Source organism: Bacillus sp. ILBB4, from assembly GCF_035064545.1.
Taxonomy (GTDB): domain Bacteria; phylum Bacillota; class Bacilli; order Bacillales; family Bacillaceae_H; genus Priestia.
Map to the genome: position 1 here is coordinate 685028 of NZ_JAIQVD010000004.1, position 20281 is coordinate 705308.

General features: G+C 37.7%; 15 protein-coding genes. 3 read left to right on the plus strand and 12 right to left on the minus strand.

Annotated elements, in window-relative coordinates; all coding sequences use genetic code 11:
* The first annotated feature begins 241 nt into the window (after nt 1-241).
* Nucleotides 242-1672, plus strand: coding sequence for a hypothetical protein (locus LAV82_RS20645; protein WP_097812412.1), 1431 nt, complete (start codon nt 242-244; stop codon nt 1670-1672).
* 899 nt (nt 1673-2571) lie between these two features.
* Nucleotides 2572-3711: a hypothetical protein gene (locus LAV82_RS20650; RefSeq protein WP_211079132.1), complete on the plus strand. Its 1140-nt coding sequence runs from the start codon at nt 2572-2574 to the stop codon at nt 3709-3711.
* Between the two features lie 578 nt (nt 3712-4289).
* Here LAV82_RS20650 and LAV82_RS20655 read toward each other — a convergent pair.
* The 9 genes from LAV82_RS20655 to LAV82_RS20695 form a co-directional block, all read right to left on the minus strand.
* The gene (locus LAV82_RS20655; RefSeq protein WP_055989411.1) at nt 4290-4862 is read right to left on the minus strand and encodes an HTH-type transcriptional regulator Hpr; all 573 of its coding nucleotides are present in this window, start codon (nt 4860-4862) and stop codon (nt 4290-4292) included.
* Nucleotides 4863-5093: 231 nt separating this feature from the next.
* On the minus strand, nt 5094-6308 hold the full coding sequence (locus LAV82_RS20660; protein ID WP_057237217.1) for a cystathionine gamma-synthase family protein: 1215 nt from the start codon (nt 6306-6308) through the stop codon (nt 5094-5096).
* A 119-nt stretch (nt 6309-6427) separates the two neighbouring features.
* Nucleotides 6428-6571, minus strand: coding sequence for a hypothetical protein (locus LAV82_RS20665; protein ID WP_013056589.1), 144 nt, complete (start codon nt 6569-6571; stop codon nt 6428-6430).
* Between the two features lie 128 nt (nt 6572-6699).
* A complete protein-coding gene (locus tag LAV82_RS20670) occupies nt 6700-7749 on the minus strand; it encodes a 2,3-butanediol dehydrogenase (RefSeq protein WP_098314579.1) in 1050 nt (349 codons plus the stop codon).
* A 54-nt stretch (nt 7750-7803) separates the two neighbouring features.
* Nucleotides 7804-9681: a sigma-54-dependent Fis family transcriptional regulator gene (locus LAV82_RS20675; RefSeq protein ID WP_211079133.1), complete on the minus strand. Its 1878-nt coding sequence runs from the start codon at nt 9679-9681 to the stop codon at nt 7804-7806.
* A 264-nt stretch (nt 9682-9945) separates the two neighbouring features.
* Entirely contained in the window at nt 9946-11325 is a 1380-nt protein-coding gene (lpdA, locus tag LAV82_RS20680; RefSeq protein ID WP_499716813.1) for a dihydrolipoyl dehydrogenase, read from the minus strand.
* 15 nt (nt 11326-11340) lie between these two features.
* Nucleotides 11341-12570: a dihydrolipoamide acetyltransferase family protein gene (locus tag LAV82_RS20685; RefSeq protein WP_499716814.1), complete on the minus strand. Its 1230-nt coding sequence runs from the start codon at nt 12568-12570 to the stop codon at nt 11341-11343.
* Nucleotides 12571-12594: 24 nt separating this feature from the next.
* Complete coding sequence (locus tag LAV82_RS20690; RefSeq protein ID WP_499716815.1) at nt 12595-13629, minus strand: alpha-ketoacid dehydrogenase subunit beta; 1035 nt, start codon at nt 13627-13629, stop codon at nt 12595-12597.
* A gap of 18 nt (nt 13630-13647) precedes the next feature.
* Complete coding sequence (locus LAV82_RS20695) at nt 13648-14640, minus strand: thiamine pyrophosphate-dependent dehydrogenase E1 component subunit alpha (protein ID WP_499716816.1); 993 nt, start codon at nt 14638-14640, stop codon at nt 13648-13650.
* Between the two features lie 474 nt (nt 14641-15114).
* Here LAV82_RS20695 and LAV82_RS20700 point away from each other — a divergent pair, with 474 nt between their 5' ends.
* On the plus strand, nt 15115-16449 hold the full coding sequence (locus tag LAV82_RS20700; protein ID WP_057274839.1) for an ArsB/NhaD family transporter: 1335 nt from the start codon (nt 15115-15117) through the stop codon (nt 16447-16449).
* 79 nt (nt 16450-16528) lie between these two features.
* On the opposite strand, the gene LAV82_RS20705 is transcribed toward LAV82_RS20700, so the two are convergent.
* The 3 genes from LAV82_RS20705 to LAV82_RS20715 form a co-directional block, all read right to left on the minus strand.
* Nucleotides 16529-17905, minus strand: a complete 1377-nt coding sequence (locus LAV82_RS20705; RefSeq protein WP_499716817.1) for an NCS2 family permease — start codon at nt 17903-17905, stop codon at nt 16529-16531.
* Between the two features lie 255 nt (nt 17906-18160).
* Nucleotides 18161-18487, minus strand: a complete 327-nt coding sequence (locus LAV82_RS20710) for a Na-translocating system protein MpsC family protein (protein ID WP_013056580.1) — start codon at nt 18485-18487, stop codon at nt 18161-18163.
* Nucleotides 18488-18524: 37 nt separating this feature from the next.
* Complete coding sequence (locus LAV82_RS20715) at nt 18525-19961, minus strand: NAD(P)-binding domain-containing protein (protein WP_499716818.1); 1437 nt, start codon at nt 19959-19961, stop codon at nt 18525-18527.
* Between the last annotated feature and the right edge of the window lie 320 nt (nt 19962-20281).

Genomic DNA, 20281 nt, shown 5'->3' on the forward strand with positions numbered 1-20281 from the left:
TCTCCATACATAAGCTACACGGCAAATGTATATACTTCATGACCAAATGTAGATTACTAAAAAAGAAAATGAGAAAATCTCCCCCTTCCTCTGCTTTGCACGTGTATAATGAAAAATAGACTATAGATAGTAGCCTTCTTTTGTTTGTAGCATCGAACTTTCGTGCATTACAATAGATTTAAAGCCACTATCCAGCTAAGAATTAAAATGACTAACTTAAGGTTAAGGAGGTTAGATGTGTATGGATTATTCATCTTTACTCATACGCGAAGTCATTGATAGAGTATCTAAATTACGCCTCTTATCTGTTTATAATGAAAGTATAAAAGGAGATTTAGAAAGCACCATCCTCCCTCTTTATCAGCAGCACTTTGAAAATAAAGATGTAAACGAAACGTTGAGAATTTTAAAAAAAGACTTTCTCAATCGTACGAAACGCAGATGGTTAGATGCTGCTATACGCGACTATGAGCAAAAAAATCCTAAGAAGAATAAAGAGCTGATTGGAGAATACAAAGCGCTAACAGCTTATTATAAAACGAATGGAAAAGAACTCTTTTGCAAACAGTTTGAAAACGTATCATCTCCGGAAGAAGTCATTGATAAACGAATTAGTATTCTGCGTGAATGGAGTCAAGAAGATAGCTTCTTCTTAACGGATTATCCTTATATTCATCAAAAAACCAAGACCCAGCGAGAAAAAGCAATCCATACGGATATATCTATTATTATTGGGCTTACTATACTGGATCCAAGCTTCCAAAACGGAAATCATAGTATTATTGAGAGCCCTTTTTCAACTGTAGAGAATCCTTTTTTCTCTAACTCAAGAGCAAAACTTCTCGTCGAGCAACCCCTATTAGAGAAAGAAGGAAAAGAATATTTCTTAAGTACTTATAACTCTGAAGACGGGACAGATTACGAATTGTTAATAGAAAAAGAATACGCTGAAGAAAATGGAAATAAAATTAGTGATTTAGATCGGTTTGATTATAAAGTGTTTTTAGAAATCATGAGCCAGCGGGACGAGTTGTTCGCTACACAAAAAATCATTAACGTAAAAATTGGTGACCTTGTGAAAGCACTTTATAAAACAGATAGTAAGCGCAACTATCAGATGATAGAAGAAAGAATTACAAAAATGAAGCACTACAGCATGACAAAAGTACAGCATAATAAGAAAATTGCCTATGGTATTTTTGACTTTGTAGATATTACTACGATGCCGAACGGAACGCGAATTGCTGAAATTCACGTCAATGAAGTGATATATAGAGACTATATTCAACGCCAAACGGTGCGTATTTATAAAAATAAAGTAGAAAAATTAAGTTTAGACGCCGCTTATCATTTGCTATTCGTTATGCAAAAAGAGCGCCTCATTTGCTATGAAACAAAATCTTCATACAATGTCACAAGAGATTATTTATATTTTTCGACAAGAGTCCGCTTTCGAAAAAGACGAAAAAAAGAAAACCTTGTCGAAATTGAAACAGCCTTAGATGAGCTAGTCGAACAAAAACTAGCTGTCCAATCCTATAAAAGAGTGGGCCAAGTGTTTCAGATTACCTTTATTCCTGTGGGAGAAAGTGAAGTAAAAGACTTATTAGCTGGTGATTACGAATATGCTCCCCTTTCTATTTATCAAAACGTAACAAGTTCTATAGGCTAAAAAAGAATGCCCTTATAATCTTTATAAGGGCATTCTTTTTATCTATCTACTATTAATCACTGCATTTTTTGCTCCACATTTCCGTGCGAAAGTGTTTTTTTGCTCCAATTCTTTATGTAAACATATTATTTCCCCTGCTAATACAGCTATTAAACTTCACCTTCCTTATCATTTTGTGAACTTTTTGTGTCTAAAAAAGTATTTATAATTGTTTTTTGCTCCAGATCCCCGTGCGAATGTGCCGTTTTTCTTTCTATACTGCATTTACTATAAGTTTGGCTCCAATCTTCCGTGCAAATATGCCACTTTTACATAAATTTTCTTGTGCCAGCGACTTTCCCTCTTCGTTTCCTTCAATTTTTGCTCCACATCTCCGTGCAAAAGTGTTTTTTGCTCCAGATTTCCGTGCAAACATGCCACTTTCTTAAAAAAACACTATTTTTGCTGCAAATGTTTGTTTATCCCCTCTGAAAATGTGAACTTTTTGTGTCTCAAAAAGGGCAATTTTCTTTTTTTTGTCCCTTTTTTCCGTGCAAATGTGTCACTTCCTTGCCTGGATCTTTACTTTTATCATTTTTGCTCCTATTCTCCGTGCGAATATGTCATTTTTACATCAAAATTTTTTTTGAATTTGTCGCATTTTGTGTATTTCATCCGTCATAATACGACACTTAACTTAAGAATGCTGTTTTATCAACGTTTATGAAATATAACACTATTTTTGCTCCACATCTCCGTGCAAATATGTCACCTTTTAAATAGATGTCTCGCCCCTTGATATCACTAGTCTTTTTAAAAAATGCACCATTTCCCCGTGCAAATATGTCATTTTACAGCCTATATGACTGTGTCTATACTGTAAAAGACGACGTCTATAGTTTTGGAAAGGAGGTCACTACATGAGTATACAAAAGCTGTCACTAAAACGGCACACCCTTGTAGCAAACAAGCTGCTGATTGCCATGAGCGGCTTAAGTAGAAACACTAAACGAGACAATAGCTATTACTATGAAAAACATTCATTTGGTCTTGCGAAAAACTTTGTAGATATAAAGTGGACGGGTTCTCTGATGAAGCAAATTTTAGCTTACGTAGCCAAATGTAACAGCCAGGGGCATATTTCAATTATTTCTGAGCAAGAACTGGCTAATACAATCCAATGTTCCGTTCGGACCGTTCAAAATAATAATAAGCTTTTAGAAGACTATGACATCATTCGCTGGGATCGTTTATGGGGAGACTATATTCAAGTTTCTTTAAACAACTATTTAGAGGATTTTTTAGATTTACATATAAAAGAAGCTGCTGATGTTCAAAACATATCATATAATCCTGAAATGCTTGATGAAGATAACAATACATATACTTCAAAAGGTGGTTATACTTCTGTTTCGATGGAAGTGATTTATCAATTGCTGGCTATTAAAAATATCAACATGCTGCGTCTGGCTTTACGTGCGTTGTACGTATACGAATCTGATGTAAACGTAAAGAAAGATTCAGAAGCACTTTTATCTTATACCGAGGTAAAACACATTCTTCCAAAATACATTGGCTATAAAGCTGCTATTAAAGAAATGGCTAGTAAATTGAGTACAATTTTCCGTATCGATGTGCTAGAAAAAGATGATTGTGTCAAAACATTATTAGAAGAAAAGCAGCCAAGAAAATCAATTATTGAAAAAATCAAGGATGGTTTTATTTTAAGCTTTAATTTAACTGGTGCTCATGATAGTAAAAAACAAAAAGAAATCGAAAAAATCCGGGGAGAGCATGCATTTGCTCAGTTTAAGAATTTCTTTAAATCTTTTGGACATTATTCAATTAAAAAGGAAGATATTCATTCCATTGTACATGAGTTTGGTTTAGATATAATCGAAAAATCATTAGCGTCCGTTCAGCGTCACCTACAACAAACTTACATAGAAGAAAGTATGGATGCATTTCGCCCTCTTGTGCATGAAATGGAGTCAAACTTCTTTACGTATATCCGCAAAATTGCCAACGGGTATTATCAGGCAAAAATTAACGCTCTATAATACTCTTTTTTGTTATGCCTTTTTTTACTCATTTCTACTCTATTTTCCTTCCATTCTTTCTTTCTCTTTAACTTACTAAAACATAAATGTCCGTGAGCTATAATAAATCCTTTTAAATGATAATGATTTTCGTTTTCATGAAAAAAATCAACTAAATGAACAAAAAACACAATAAATAAACGTTATTTTCCGAACTACTGCGTAGAAAATATGGCTGTTATAAAAAAAGCCTATATTTTTTCGTGAAAATTCTTGTAGTAAACTGCAGTTTTTTTGATTGCTTTATTCCCTTTAACCTCAGTCAGCAGAAGGCTTTTACCCATATAAGTTTTAGCAATGTTTTTAATTTCTTTAATTTCTTTTTAATCTCTTATAAATGTATAGTAATGTCTCTAAAATAAAGGGCATCAAATAAATAGCAGGTATATATATGAAATGATGAAGCTAATCTATGACATATAATCATGAGTTGATTTAATTCAGCTGATAAAAAAAGCTGTTTTATACGTCAAATTTCTCACGTATAAAACAGCTCAGCCTGTTATTCACATATTTTCACGAAGCCCTATTCACTACGTTCAATTACTAGTTAGCTGGACTTCTTTCTTTTCTTCATTTTCTTCTATTCCCACTTCTTCTATATTCACAAAAGGTTGATCAGCAACGGTCACAAGCTCGCCGCCGCAAACATGGCGAACAACGGTTACTAGTTCTGGAAAAGCGGGAAATTTGCCGTATAACGTTTTTAAAGGAAGTGCGCCTTTACATATCTTACTGTTATGTGGTTCATACCCTTTGAGAGTATCAAGCAATAATTGTTCTCCGCTTTCAGTCAATTTGATGTAGGTGTTTCTTTTATCATTTTCTCTTTTAGACAAATGCAGGTATCCTTGATTTTCTAATTTTTTCGAAAAATTAAACGCTGTAGAGATATGCATAGCTCCTAAATTAGCTAACTCTGACATAGAGATTTCTCCCGTGTTACTAGCTAAACATAAAATATGATGCTCATTTACGTTTAGTCCATAAGGTTTCACCCATTGCTCCCAGTCATCTTCCGCAGCTCTCCAGATGGCTTTACTTACCTGCATTAATTTTAATCCAAACAATGATGCATCTTTTATTGTGTATTCACTTTCTTGTTTCGACATACTATCATTCCTTATTTGTAGGCTGTTGTAAGTTAGTTTATTTTTAAAACGCGTAAAAACATTTTTATTTCATCTAATTTATCAGTATACCTACAAAATCAGACGAAAAAATACACGTACAGTTTAATTTATCAGCTTTATTCCACAAAATTTCTACAATTCTGAAGAAGTGTTTACCAACTAAAAAGAGGTACTTACTTTATTTTTATTAAAAAAGTAATACGCGTCTTTTTAATTACTAATAGATGATGCGGATTCTAAGTGAGCAAATGCTTGTTCTAAGTCTGCAATTAAATCTTCCGTATCTTCAATTCCTACAGATATACGAACCAGTCCTTCGGATATTCCAAGAGCTTTACGTTCTTCAAGCGTACATTCTAAGTGACTAGTCGTTCTTGCCGGGCCGTAAATCGTTTCAACCGCTCCTAGATTACCGGCTTTATTTGCATACGTTAACCTTGGCAGTAAAATTTTAATGGCTTCCATTTCTCCTTTTAACACAAAGCTTAATATTCCGCCAAAGCCTTTCATTTGTTTTTTGGCAATATGATGATGAGGGTGTGTTTCCAATCCTGGATAATAGACGGCTTCAACAGCTTCTTTCTTTTGAAGAAATTTAGCAATTTCCAAAGCGCTTCGTTCTTGTTGACGTATACGTAATTTTAACGTTTTCATTCCTCTTAAAATAAGATACGCTGACATGGGATCCATGGTCGCGCCATTGATTTCACGGTAGTGATACACATGCTGCATTAATTCTTTAGAGCCGCATACTGCCCCTCCTAAGGCATCCGCATGTCCGCTTAAAAATTTTGTTGCGCTGTGAATGACAAGATCTACCCCTAATTGAAGAGGGTTTTGATTAATGGGTGTCGCAAACGTATTATCAATAATGACGACTGCCCCTGCAGATTTTCCTGCTTTTGCTATTCTTTCAATATCAATAATTTTCATCGTAGGATTTGTAGGTGACTCTAGATATAGTACTTTACATCCTTTATTTACTTCCGCTTCAATTTCTTCATGATTTCCCGTATTACATAAGGTTACATCAACTCCGATGTTAGGAAGGAACTCAGTGAAGATTTTATTTGTTCCTCCATATGTATCCTTTACTGACACGACGCGGTCTCCGGGTTTTAAAAACGTGTATAATGTGCTGCTAATAGCCGCCATGCCGGAGGAAAATGCGACCGCTTCTTCTGCTTCTTCAAGTATCCTTACTTTTTCTTCAAAAGCTTTTACCGTAGGATTACTCATGCGATTATACGTATAGCCTGGTTTATTTCCTAACGCAACTTCTTGCCATTCGTCTACATCATCATAATTATAAGCTACGCTGAAGACGACAGGAACTTGAGTAGCATTGTAAGCAAGCGATTCTTTTTCTCCTGCCCATACCGCTTTTGTTCCGTCTTGTACATTTCTAAACTGTTTGTCTGTCATTCACTCATCACCTCTGATTTTATTAATTAGATAATGATTAGATTATATATTGTATACAATATACTGTATATAGTACAGAATAATCTGATAATAAAATAACCATACTTACCTTATTAAATTTAAAGAGGTTGAGACATAACGAAATGAATCCAATCTAAAGACGAACAAATAGGATACATGAGCTGAACCGCTTGTGACACGTCAGTTGATTTCCGTGCAAGACTTCGCTTTCCGCGGGAGTCTTCATCTTGCCCTCCAATCAACTGCTAGAAGGACCTAAACAAATCGAACCTACGTTCACCCTAACAAAAAAATGAACCACTAATCAAAAATCTTGATCAATGGTTCATTTTTTACTTCGTCTAAAATACTTTTGTCCCACCCTCTTTTTTTATTCAGCTTTCACCAAAATTTTCACCTGTTCTTTTTCTTTTAACAATGTCTCAAAACCTTCTTCAATTACATTCTCTAGCTTGATACGTTTTGTCACCAGTTTATCAGCAGAAAAATAGCCTTTTGCCATTAAACTAATAACCGCTGGAAATACATCGCGGTAGCCAATAATACCTGTTACTGTACGCTCTTGTAAAACGATTGTTTGGGGATGAATGGACGCTTCTTTTTCAAATATGCTAACAATCATTGTCTCCCCACCACTTTTGGTAGAATTAATGGCTTGAGTTAAAACTAAGGGAACACCCGTCACTTCATAGGAAACATCCACACCTCCACCTGTGCGCTTATGTACTTCTGCTACGGGGTCGTATTCTTGCGGGTTAATCACAATCGCCCCAAGTTCTTCAGCTTTCTGTCTGCGCTGTTCCGATAGTTCGATCGCATAAATTTCAGATGCACCCGATGCTTTTAACGCTTCAATAACTAACAAACCGATTGGTCCCGTCCCAAATACGGCAGCTTTATCTCCTACCTTTAGTTTGCTTTGACGCACGGCATGAAGAGCCACAGCTGAAGGCTCTACGAGAGCTCCTTGCTCGTAAGATACCACTTCCGGTATTTTATGAATCATTTCTACCGGTATGGAGGCATACTCAGAAAAACCTCCGCCACCTCCGGCAAGACCATAAAACCCCATTTTATTACAAAGATTATACTTTCCTTGTTTACAGTTTTCACACTCTCCGCATGCATAGATAGGTTCTACCACTACTCTGTCTCCGACTTTTACATTCGTAATACCTTCTCCGATTTCTACAACTTGTCCAGAAAATTCATGCCCCAGCACAACCGGCGCTTTATCTTTACTTAATGGATGGGGTTCTTCTGTAGGAATAAAAATGGGTCCTGCCGTGTACTCATGCAAATCACTTCCGCAAATTCCACACCATTCTACTTTAATTTTCACTTTCCCTTGAGAGACGGTAGGTTCTGCAATATGTTCTAACCTTACATCTTTAACGCCATGCCATCTTAATGCTTTCATTCTACTCAGCTCCTATCCTTATTTAAAAATTTAAAACAGCTAAAAACTCTTTGCTTACAAATTGAATCTTTTTAATCTGTTATAAAATGTACTTCTTGGTATATCTAACAGCTTAGCGGCAAGTGACACATTTCCCTGCGTTTTACGTAAAGCATCCATCATTAAGTCTTTTTGAACTTTTTCACGAAATGTGAGTGCGGGTAAGGATGTAAAATCATTTTCTTCTATTTCTTGTGAAGTATCAAAGTGGGAGATGCTCTTCTGACCGCCAAGATTTAAAGAACTTAAATAATTCAATATCCTCTCTTTTTCTGTTTCTGTTTTAAGCGAGATCTTCAAGCGTTCAAGTACATTAAATAATTCTCGAATATTGCCGGGCCACTGATAATCTATTAATTTATCTACTAACTCTTTGGAGAAATTCATATTCCAAGCATTCTTTTGACAAAAGTAGCGCATCAGATGTGGAATATCTTCTTTCCTTTCTCGCAAAGGCGGAACATGCACGGGATACACGTGAAGCCGGTAATATAAATCTTCTCGAAACTTCCCTTCACTGACAAGTTGACGAAGATCTCGATGAGTAGCGGTAATAATCCGGATGTCTACCGGAATTTCCTGATTGCTTCCAACAGGCGTTACCTTGCGCTCTTGCAATACTCTTAACAAAGAAACTTGCATAGAATGAGGAAGTTCACCTATTTCATCAAGAAAAATCGTACCGTGATTAGCCTGCTCAAACTTTCCTTGATATCCTTGACGCCGTGCTCCTGTAAACGCTCCTTCCACATAGCCAAATAATTCACTTTCCATAAGTTCCTTCGGAATAGCACCACAATTAAGAGCAATAAAAGGCCCGTTTTTACGCGAGCTGTTTTCATGAATTGTTTGAGCTATTACTTCTTTTCCAGTACCTGTTTCCCCTAAAATATAGACCGTTGTATCCGTAGGAGCCGCATGCTTTATTTCTTCTAGTGTTTGCTGAAAGGAACGGCTTATGCCTGCTTCTCCTTTAAAAGAAAATGATTGAGCAGGGATCTGTGTAGTAGTTTGGTTATGGTGCGCTTCTTCTGATAGATAAATAATCTTTCCAATAGAATGACCGTATCTTTTTGAAATGACAGGCACTTCCATCACTATACGAAATCCCTGTTGTACAATCGTATTTAACTGCAGGCCTGACCATTTTGGTATACATTCCCGAACGGTTTTGCTTGCTCCTACAATCACTTCTTTGTAATTGCAAAGCAGCAAGAGCTGTTTGCTATCAACAAAATTCATAGAAGCGTGAACCAACTCAATTTCGTCTTTGTGCATTCGAATGCTTAACTCCCGCTCAATTGTATAAGCAATGGATGTAACCATTCCAAGTGTATAAGGGTGAGCTCTGTTTACAGGACAAGAAATATTAATAATCCCAATTAAATTTCCGTCGTCATTTCGAACAGGAGCTGCCGAACAGCTCCATTGATGCGAAGCAATTGAATAATGTTCTGTACCCGTTATCATAATGGGCTCTTCCGTTTGCAGAGCCGTACCGATTGCATTTGTGCCTACTTCTTTTTCTGTCCAACAGGCACCTTCCACAAAATTAATTTTCCTTGCTTCATTCAGTGTAAGTCTATTTCCTGTAATAGATAAAATATAGCCTTCTGGGTCAATTAATAAAGCAACCATTCCTAAGTCCGCCGCTGATTGTCTGATTCTTTCTAAGTGCGGCAAAGCCGTCTCAAGAAATAAAGAGTTCATTTGTTTTCGAGAATGAAAAGCTTCGTTTTTTAATATCGATCTGCCTTTATCTAGGTAAGGATTAACATCTGCGCTTTTACAGCGGTGCCACGATTTTACAATGATGTCGTTTAACCTTGAAGATTCAAGTGCTCCTTCGTTTACAAAACGTTTCCATGTGTTTAAAGAAAGTGTGGATTCCATTTCTTACCTCTCCCCTATAAACTTAATTGAATATAGTAAATCAAGGCTTGTTATCATTATTATAAATCACAAAGAAAACGTTATCATTACCAAATGATAGATTTTTAAACTCACGTTATGTAAAAATTAATAAAGAAACTAGACGAGGATGTAGGAAAACTCCTATACCGCTTCCGTGATTCCTTCATCCTCTAGTTATCTTTTTGAATCATTCATTTTTACTTTTCATCCTCAAAGAGTTTAATAACTTGGGCACCTGCGTAATCAGGAGTGAACGGTCTGACCCGCCGACTGCAAAAGAGCTTCGTGAATGGCTTCAGATAATGTAGGGTGGGCAGCGATAAAGTCTTCCATTATATCTGTGGTCAACTCTCCGTGCATCATAATGGTTCCTTGTCCAATTAATTCTGTAGCATGTGAACCTACAATGGAAAGCCCAATAATTTCATTAAACTGCGGTTCTACGATTACTTTCACTTTTCCAACGGACTCATTATCAATCATCGCTTTGCCGTTTGCCGTAAACGAGAATTCTCCGACGCGAATATCGCCGTATTCGCTGCGAGCCTGCTTTTCTGTCATACCGACACTTGCAATTTCAGGGTGAGTATAAATGCAGCGGGGTACAGCTCGGTAATTTACGCTCTTATCTTTTCCGCATGCGTGTAAAGCAGCAACTGTGCCTTCATGAAAGGCTACATGAGCAAGCTGAATTCCGCCAACTACATCTCCACAAGCATAGATGTTAGGTATATTCGTTTGCATATGCTCATTAACATCAATTCCTTGTTTTGAAAAATGTACGCCAACCTGTTCTAAACCCAAACCTAGCACTCTAGGTTTTCTTCCAATTGAAATTAATGCATACTCAGCTTGCAGTTCATGCAGCTCCTCTTTATGTTTAAATAGAGCTGTTTTATCTTCTGGCTGCATTTCTGTTAACGAAGAGGATGTATAAATTGCTACGCCTTTTTTCTCTAATTCTTCCTGTAACGTAAATGCGATGTCGGCATCTTCACCAGGAAGCAGCTGATCTGCCGCTTCCACAATCGTTACTTTTGCGCCCATTTGACTGTAAATGCTTGCAAACTCACACCCAATTACACCCCCTCCTACTATTAAAAGAGATGAAGGGATAGCAGGCAGCGACATTGCTTGTTTACTGTGAATGATCCACTTTCCATCAAAAGGAGCAAATGGCAGGCTAGCAGGTTCTGAACCCGCAGCAATAATAAACTGTTCAGCCTCTATCTCTTCTACGTGATTTTCGTTTCGCACAGATAGACGATGATTTGTCAAAAAAGAAGCTTCTCCTTTTATGACTTTAATACTGTTCTTTTTCATCAAATAGCCAATTCCCCTGACCAAGTTTTTAACAATAGCTGTTTTATGATGCTGAACGCCATCCCAGTTAATTTTCACTTGTTCTAAAGGAATAGTGATACCGAATTGCTCAGCTTTCTTAATTTTCTCATAGGCTTCCGCGCTTGCTAATAGCGACTTTGTTGGCATACAGCCCTCATTTAAACAGGTTCCACCTAAATCTTTTTGTTCGATTAACGTAACTTGTTTTCCTTGCCGGGCGGCAGTGATTGCCGCCACATATCCTGCTGGACCGCCGCCAATCACAACTAAAGGTTTCACGGAATGCACCCCTTTCTATAAGAGTAGTAAAATAGGCTGTTCTAAGTATTGTTTAATAGTTCCAAGGAAATTAGCTGCAGGTGCTCCGTCCAGTACGCGATGATCAAACGTCAGGCTTAAAGGCAGCAAGTTTCTTTTTTGTAATTCGTCTCCTTTATACATCGGTACATCTTCAGTAGCTCCAACACCAAGAATTCCTGTTTCAGGCGGGTTTAATACAGGTGTAAAATACTCTACTCCGTAAGCACCGAGATTAGTAATAGTGAATGTAGAACCTTGCATTCTATCAGTGCTCAGCTGACCTTGCCGAGCATCTGCTGCTCGTGTTTTGATCTCTGTAGCTAATTCAACTAACGACATCTTTTCAGCATGCTGCATAACTGGAACAACTAACCCATTTTCTAAAGCTACGGCCATTCCAAGATGAACATGGTTATAGAGTTGAATTTCGTTATCAATATAGGCACTGTTCATTTGTTTGTGTTCTTGAAGTGAAAGAACAACAGCGCGAGCAATAAAATCAGTTAGAGATATCTTCACCTTATGGCGTTGCTGGGTCACATCTTTAATTTCTCGTTGAAGAGACAGCAAATCCGTCACGTCAGCTTTCATATTAATCGTTAATTGGGCACTGTTTAATAAACTGTTATGCATTCGACTTGCAATGACTTTCCTCATGCCCGCTACTGGAAGCGTTTCTTTGTTTATAGCGGGGTTATCTCTTTCTATCGTTTGGTGACTCGATTCTGAAGCTCTTTCCGCCAGCACTTTCTCTACATCTGCTTTGGTGATTCTTCCTTTTGGTCCTGTGCCTTGAATCGTTTCAATATTAATGTTTTCAGATTCTGCTATTTTCCGTGCAATTGGTGAAATGCGCACAGTTTCTTTATTCTTTTTTGATGAAGCTGTGTTTGCTGGTGGCTCTTCTAAAGAGATAGCAGCCGCTACCTCGTTTTTAGGCGCTTGCAGCTCATTTACTGAACGGTTCTGCTCAGTGAGCTGCTCGTTTGGCTTTCCAACATAACAGATAATCGTTCCAGGAGGCACTCCTACATCTTCTTGTACAAGAATATCAAGAATCACACCGTCCTGCGGCGCTTCAATATCCATTTCGATTTTTTCAGAATTAATGCTTGCAATCATATCTCCTTTTGAAACGGAGTCTCCAACTTTTTTGTTCCACGTCGAAACGGTTCCTTCTTTCATTGCCATACCTAGTTTTGGCATTACAACCTCTGCAGCCATTTGCTTCCTCCTCCTTTTCTTAAATTACACGCTTAGAAGCGATTTATCTCCTAGTAACTCCGATACAACTTCAATTACTTTTTGTGGTGTCGGCAGATAAATATCTTCTAATGGAGGCGAAAACGGCACAGGTGTATGTGGTGCTGTAATTCGTTTAATAGGTGCATCAAGCATGTCAAATCCTTTATCAGCAACTAGCGCAGCAATATCTGTTGCTATGCTGCATCTTGGATTGGCTTCGTCAATGACAATTAATCGATTCGTTTTTTCTACAGACGAAAGAATGGTCTCTTCATCAAAAGGTGATAGACTTCGCGGATCGACTACTTCTACGTCAATTCCCTTGTGAGATAATTGATCTGCTGCCGCAAGTGCAGTATTTACTTGTTTTCCAATTGCTATAATGGTTAAATCTGTTCCTTCGCGTTTCACGTCAGCTTTCCCTAACGGAATCGTATAGTAGCCTTCAGGAACCTCTCCTTTCATGTTGTACAATGTTTTGTCTTCAAAAAAGATAACCGGATCATTGTCTTCGATTGCTGCTAACAATAACCCTTTTGCATCGTAAGGGTTAGAAGGCACTACTACTTTAATGCCAGGAATGCTAGTAAATAAGGCGTACAAGCTCTGAGAATGCTGAGCTGCAGCCCTAAATCCAGCTCCATGGGTTGTCCGAATCGTGACGGGCACTTCAGCTTTTCCTCCAAACATGTATCTAAATTTTGCGCCTTGATTCAGCACTTGATCTAAACAGCAGCCAATAAAGTCATTAAACATTAATTCTGCAACCGGCCTTAACCCTGTAGCTGCAGCTCCCATTGCAGCTCCTATATAAGCTGCTTCTGAAATAGGTGTATCAAGAATTCGTTCACGTCCAAATTCTTGTACAAGTCCCTTCGTAACTCCAAGGACCCCGCCCCACGCCTCATCATCTTGCAAGTGGTCAATTTCCGCTCCGCCAGCTACGTCTTCTCCCAAAAGAACCACATTCTCATCTTTTCGCATCGCTAGTTTCATAGCTTCGTTAATAGCTTCAGACATGCTTAATTTTCTAGTCATTTTCTTTTCCCCCTTTAATTAATAAGATACATAAACATCCGTTAATAGTTCCGAAGCATCAGGATAATCGCTTGTTTCTGCTAGCTCAACTGCGCGTTTTACTGCTTTTTCTACTTCACCATCAATATTTCTAAGCTCTTGTTCTGTTACTACTTGTTCTGAAAGCAAGTAATTTTCAAAAAGAGCGATAGCATCTTTTTCCTGAAGATGTTCTTTCTTTTCATTTCCTGATTTATACGTTTGTGCGTCACCTTCAAAATGTCCGTAATTTCGATACGTTACACATTCAATTAACGTTGGACCTTCCCCTCTGCGGGCTCGTTGAATAGCTTCTGCAGCTGCTTCATAAACTGCCATCACATCTTTCCCATCTACCCTTACCCCTGGAATGTTATAAGATGCGGCACGGTCTGCAATCGCACTGCAGCTCGAAGCATAAGAAAATGGAGTTGCCTCTCCGTAGCCATTATTTTCAGCAACAAAAACAACCGGCAGTTTCCAAATGGCTGCTAAGTTAATTCCTTCATGAAACGTCCCTTCATTGCCTGCTCCGTCTCCAAAAAAGCAAACGCTTACATCTTTTGTCTTTTTATACTTAGCAGTTAAAGCAGAACCGCATGCAAGCGGAAATCCTCCTCCTACAATTCCATTTGCTCCTAAAATTCCTTTATCTAAATCCGCGATATGCATGGATCCGCCTTTTCCTTTGCCTAACCCCGTTACCTTTCCAAAAAGCTCCGCCATCATGCCAGCTAAATCGCCGCCTTTAGCAATACAATGGCCGTGTCCGCGATGAGTGCTCGTAATACTGTCACTGTCATTAAGATGAGCGCACATTCCAACCGCTACCGCTTCTTCACCTGCATACAGATGAACAAAACCAGGCAGTACCCCTTTTGCGAAAATTTGATGTACTTCATCTTCAAACTTTCGAATTTCTACCATTTTCTGATACATCCAGCTGGCTTTTTCTTTCGTAAGCTTTTCTGTTTTGTTTTGAGCAGTTTTCATTATGGTAAGCCTCCTCATTTGATTATCAAACTTCACTTAACTACTATTGCAAGTCCCGTGCCAATAGTAAAATCGCTTCATACTAGCAATCTATTGTTGTATTTGGCCTCATAAAGTTAGACAAAATTGGACACTGTTCCAACTTTGTCTAACTTTGTCCAATCTTAGAGGAAACAATTATGTAAACTGAATTTAAGGTGCATAATAAGCGTGCGAGATGAAAATCGCATTGAATAATCAACAAGAAAGCTTTTATATAAATATGATATAATGCTGAAGGAATCGTCTTCATTTTGAAGAATACTAAAGCTCCTAAAGGAGGTTGGTTAAAGCAAAACAGGCTTTATATAAGTTTTACCGTAAAGTTGGATGTAAATTAAACGATGAAAGATGAGGTGAAAACCTGGAAAACATCCAAAGTTTTTGTCATCTACACTTCGTGATGTCTAGATGACATATCGCCAGGTTACTGTTATGCACAATGCAATTCAACACATTACAAGTTTTCATGTATACGCAGCCATTATTATATTTATCATTACATATTTTTTGATTATGACCGAAAAGATCAATCGCGCTTCGGCAGCTCTTTTAGGTGCTATATTGATGATTTTGTTAGGTATTGTTGACTTTAATAAGGCCATTATGGAACACATTCAGTGGGAAACGATTGTCCTTCTTATGGGTATGATGATTTTAGTCGGCATTACAAACAAAACAGGCGTGTTTCAATACGCAGCCATCAAGTCTGCTAAAATCGCTAAAGGTGATCCTGTTCGAATTCTAGTTATTTTATCAATCTTAACAGGCGTCGGATCAGCATTTTTAGACAACGTAACAACCGTGTTATTAATTGTTCCCGTTACATTTTCCATCACTACTATTTTGAATATTAATCCTTTTCCCTTTCTTATATCAGAAGTGCTGTTTTCAAATATTGGAGGAACGGCAACTTTAATAGGCGACCCGCCTAATATTATGATTGGGGCAGCGAACCCTCACCTTGATTTTAATGCTTTTTTATTAAATTTAACTCCTGCAGTACTGATTATCGGTGTTGTTACGCTGGGGATTCTTGTTCTTATCTATCGTAAAAAGTTAAAAGTAGAAGATAGTAAAAAGCAAGAGCTAATGAGTTTAAATGAAAAAGATTATATTCAAGATTCCGTTTTAATGAAAAAATCGTTAACTGTATTAGTCTTAACGATTCTAGGTTTTACCCTACATTCCGTTTTACATATTGATGCCGCTATGGTAGCTATTACAGGTGCAGCTGTATTATTGGTAATTGGATTAAGAACTCATGATGAAGTAGAAAGTGCGTTTGATTCTGTTGAATGGACAACCATTATTTTCTTTGCTGGTTTGTTTATTCTTGTCGGGGGATTAATCGATGTAGGCATCATTAAAAAGCTGGCTGCAGGCGCGTTAAACGTTACAGACGGCAATATCGCACTGTCAGCTTATCTCATTTTGTGGATTAGCGGAATTGCGTCAGCTGTTATTGACAACATTCCTTTTGTTGCTACAATGATTCCGCTTATTCAAGATATGGCTCATGGAATGGGAATGAGCCCTGATTCTGCTCAAATCAGTGTACTATGGTGGTCATTAGCTCTAGGGGCATGTTTGGGAGGAAACGGTACGTTAATTGGAGCATCTGCCAACGTCATTGTAGCTGGCATGGCTGTAAAAAAAGGACATAAATTTTCATTTATGGATTTCTTAAAAATTGGAGCTCCAATCACACTCGTATCTCTTTTGATTTCAACGTTATATATTTTCCTTCGCTATCTTTTATTTCTGTAAGGGAAGAAAAATTAAAATCTACGCGAACAGTAAAAAAGACTTCTCAGCTGAGAAGTCTTTTTTACTGTAAATACATGCCTCAAGCAGCCCAGACGAAGTTGATAATAAAAGCGGCGCTAATGATGTACATAATCCAGTGAATTTCCTTTGCCCTGCCGGCTAACAATTTAACGAATGTATAAGATAAAAACCCTAGCGCTAAGCCTTCGCCGATACTAAACGTTAACGGCATCAAAATGATGGTACAAAAAGCAGGCACAGCATCTGTTATCTCGTCTAAAGGAATGTTTTTGATTTCTGTTAACATGAGAGCTCCAACCATAATTAAAATAGGCGCTGTAGCAAAAGCAGGAATAATGCTAATTAATGGCGTAAATAAAATGCTCACTAAAAACAACATGGCAACGACCAGTGCTTTAAGGCCCGTTTTGCCTCCTTCTGCAATTCCCGCAGCATTTTCTACATACGCGTTCATTGCGGTAGATCCCATAGCAGCACTGGCTACAGTCGCAAGAGAATCTGCCATAAGCGCTTTATCTAACCCTTTGATTTTTCCTTTTTCATCCATTAATCCAGCTTTTTTAGATAATCCAATCATCGATCCTAAATTATCAAATAGCTCCACAAGTGTGAATGAAAAAATAATAGAGAAAAGACCGTAATGAAGAGCAGATTTAATATCCATTTTCAAAAAAGTTTCCGATATGCTCGGCATTGAAAACGACGCCACGCTGCTGATGCTTTTTGGTGCTTCTACTATGCCCAGCATCATCCCGGCAATTGATACTAGCAAAATGCTAATCAGGGCAGCTCCTTTAATTTTTCGAGCAGTTAATACAGTTACCGCGATAAAACCTAATAAAGCGAGTAATGGGCCCGGTTTTGTAAGCTGACCAAGGGCTACTAAATTTTCTTTGTTGCTTACAATAATTCCTGCTTGCTTAAAACCGATAAAAGCAATAAATAGACCGATTCCAACAGAAATAGCACTTTTTAAAATAGCGGGTATCCCTTCAATAATCTTCTTGCGTAAGCCTGTTATGGTTAAAATAAAAAATACAACCCCTGAAATAAATACGGCTCCTAAACCTGTTTGCCACGTTAACCCTTCACCCAATACCACTGTATACGTAAAAAAAGCGTTTAGCCCCATTCCTGGTGCTACTGCAATAGGCATGTTCGCCCATAATGCAAACAAAAGAGTTGCAAAGACAGTGGCAAAAATCGTCGCCGCAATTGCCGCTTCTTTTGGAATGCCTGCATCTGCTAAAATCGTCGGATTAACAAAGATAATATAGCTCATCGTCAAAAAAGTAGTAATTCCAGCAAGAATTTCTGTTTTTACATCTGTTTTGCGTTCGGTTAAATGAAACAGCTTATCCAACCATGAAGGGTTAGGTGCTGATTTTTTTATTAGTTCCATATGCTGAGTTTCAACTTTTTTATTTATCGCCACTTGCTTTTCACTCCTTTAATTTTCGATTCATCTTCTTTTAACTCGCTTTTACAACTCCTCTATAAAACAGTGTGTTTTTAACCATTTCCCCTCTCTTTTTTATGAAAATATCTATAAAAAGAGCCGTGAAAATAGAAGGGAATCCTTCTATCTTCACGGCTCTTTGCTTCTGTAAACAGAAGATAAGCATCCGTCTTTTACGTGTTTTGCACAACAAACGATTTCATCGAACGTTTTGCAATTTATATAGAGAAGTTATTTAAAGCAAATAACCGTACAAGAATTCTCTGTAACAGGATCATAGTCTCTAAATAAAGAAGTGACCTGGATATCAAATAAAAGCTCCACTTTTTGCTTTAGCATTTTTTTATATTTAGTCGACAAAGCGGCATCAAGAGACATCACTAATTCTCTATATTCTTCACTAAGTGCTTCTAGTGCCGGCATTCTTTTTGATTGAGCTAGTATAAGAATTTTATTATCAATAATATCTATTTTTTGAGTATTCACGCCTACATTAAAAATTTCTTGGCTAATTTGAGTATACAAAGTAGCTATCTTCTTTTTAGAGATCGGCTCCATATGCTTCACCTTTTTCATTTTTAAAAATATGTTTTTGCTATATTGTTTTCGCTTGATTATTGTCCTTTAACCAGCTGCCGACAAATTCAGGCTCATCATAGTCAAAGAAATTGGTTAAATTCTCATGGCGATTATCAATAAAAAGCTGATTGGCGACTTCTGAGACGAGCTTTGGTATCGCATATTTTAGCCCTGAAAGAGCGGATGCAGAAATTCCACAGCTAATTAAAGCGGAATAATTAAAAGCAAAAAGGCCATATACCATTTTTTGACCTTCCCTATTACGACTTAAAAAAGCAAAGCCGTTACTAAGGTAAGGATGGGCATCCAATACTGGGTTGGCAATTTCATGCGGTGCTTTGTAATGATCGTTCCAGCGGGCGATGTGTTTTTCAACAAGTTGCAATTCTGGACGCAGAGCCGGATCTGTTAGAAGTCCGGTGCTAATAATTAAATAGTCAAACGTAAACGTTCCCTGAGGAGTGGTTACAACTGCTTTGTCGTGTTTTTCCTCGACGTCGAGCCATGGGGCATGTACGTGCAAATGAAAACCTGGCCATGAGGAAGCGCGTCCAAATGTATCATTCGTAGGCGGCTGATTGTATTCGAAAAAATGAGCCATCACTTCATATTTTTCAGCATCTGATAGAGCATGGAAACGTTCAATCATTCCTGAAGCTTCCATTTGTCTGATTGGATTAATACGGGGAAGTTCTTTTCGTCGAACAAATACATGAGCTTCAGCAACCCCTTCAGAAAGCGCATAGTTGGCGTTATCAAACGCGGAAGCTCCTCCTCCTAAAACAGCTACTTTTTTGTTCTTCAACGTAGTAAAATCAATGGTTTGTGAAGTGTGAGAATAAAGATGAGGCGGCAATTTTTCAGAAATCATAGGTGGAACATGCCATTCTCCTCCTCCTTGAATTCCTGTAGCTAGTATAACTTTACGTGCCATCAGTGTAGGACACACGGCTCCATTCCCTTCAATATGCAAGCGATGGATACCTGTTTCTGCAGGCTCAATTAACGTTAATTTTATTTCATTTGCCACAGGAAGGTTAAGAATGTTCCGGTACCAGCGCAAATAATTCATCCAGTCTCCTCTTGGGATTTTGTCAAGAGCTTCCCAGCCTTCTGAGCCGAATTGTGCTTCCCACCACGCTTGAAACGTAAGTGAAGGCATACCTAAATCGATAGACGTTAAGTTTTTGGGCGTTCTTAGCGTAATCATTCGCGCGTACGTTTCCCACGGACCTTCTAAACCCGAACGGTTTTCATCAATAACAAGAATATTCGACACGCGTTCTCGCAGCAAGCCAAAGGCCGTTCCTAAACCGCTTTGACCTCCTCCAATAATGATTACATCGTATACGTGTCCGCTCTTAGGGATAATTGGCTGTACCTCTGTTGGTTTCCTGAAGGAAAGGTAAGAAAGATCGGTTTCTACTCTTTTATTTAAAGCTTCTAAGCTCATTGTTATCTCTCCTTTCAATAAAGTTTCTCCGTGATAAAAGTTTATTTTATACCTAACACAAAATGATAGGTTTTATAACATCGTTTAATTTATATTTATATTATCACTTTTGGAATATGATTGTATCTCCATTCTCTCTAAAGTTTTTTTTGCAAATTGTATAAAATCACTAATATAATTTTTTATATCTTATGTATGGAAGCATATTTACATCGTTTAAAAGGAAAAAACCATTACAAAGTTTAAGGAAGAAAGCTTTTCCGACATAAATTTTAAGGTAAACATGTGCGAGTTTGTGACAGTTATTTGTTAATTACGCT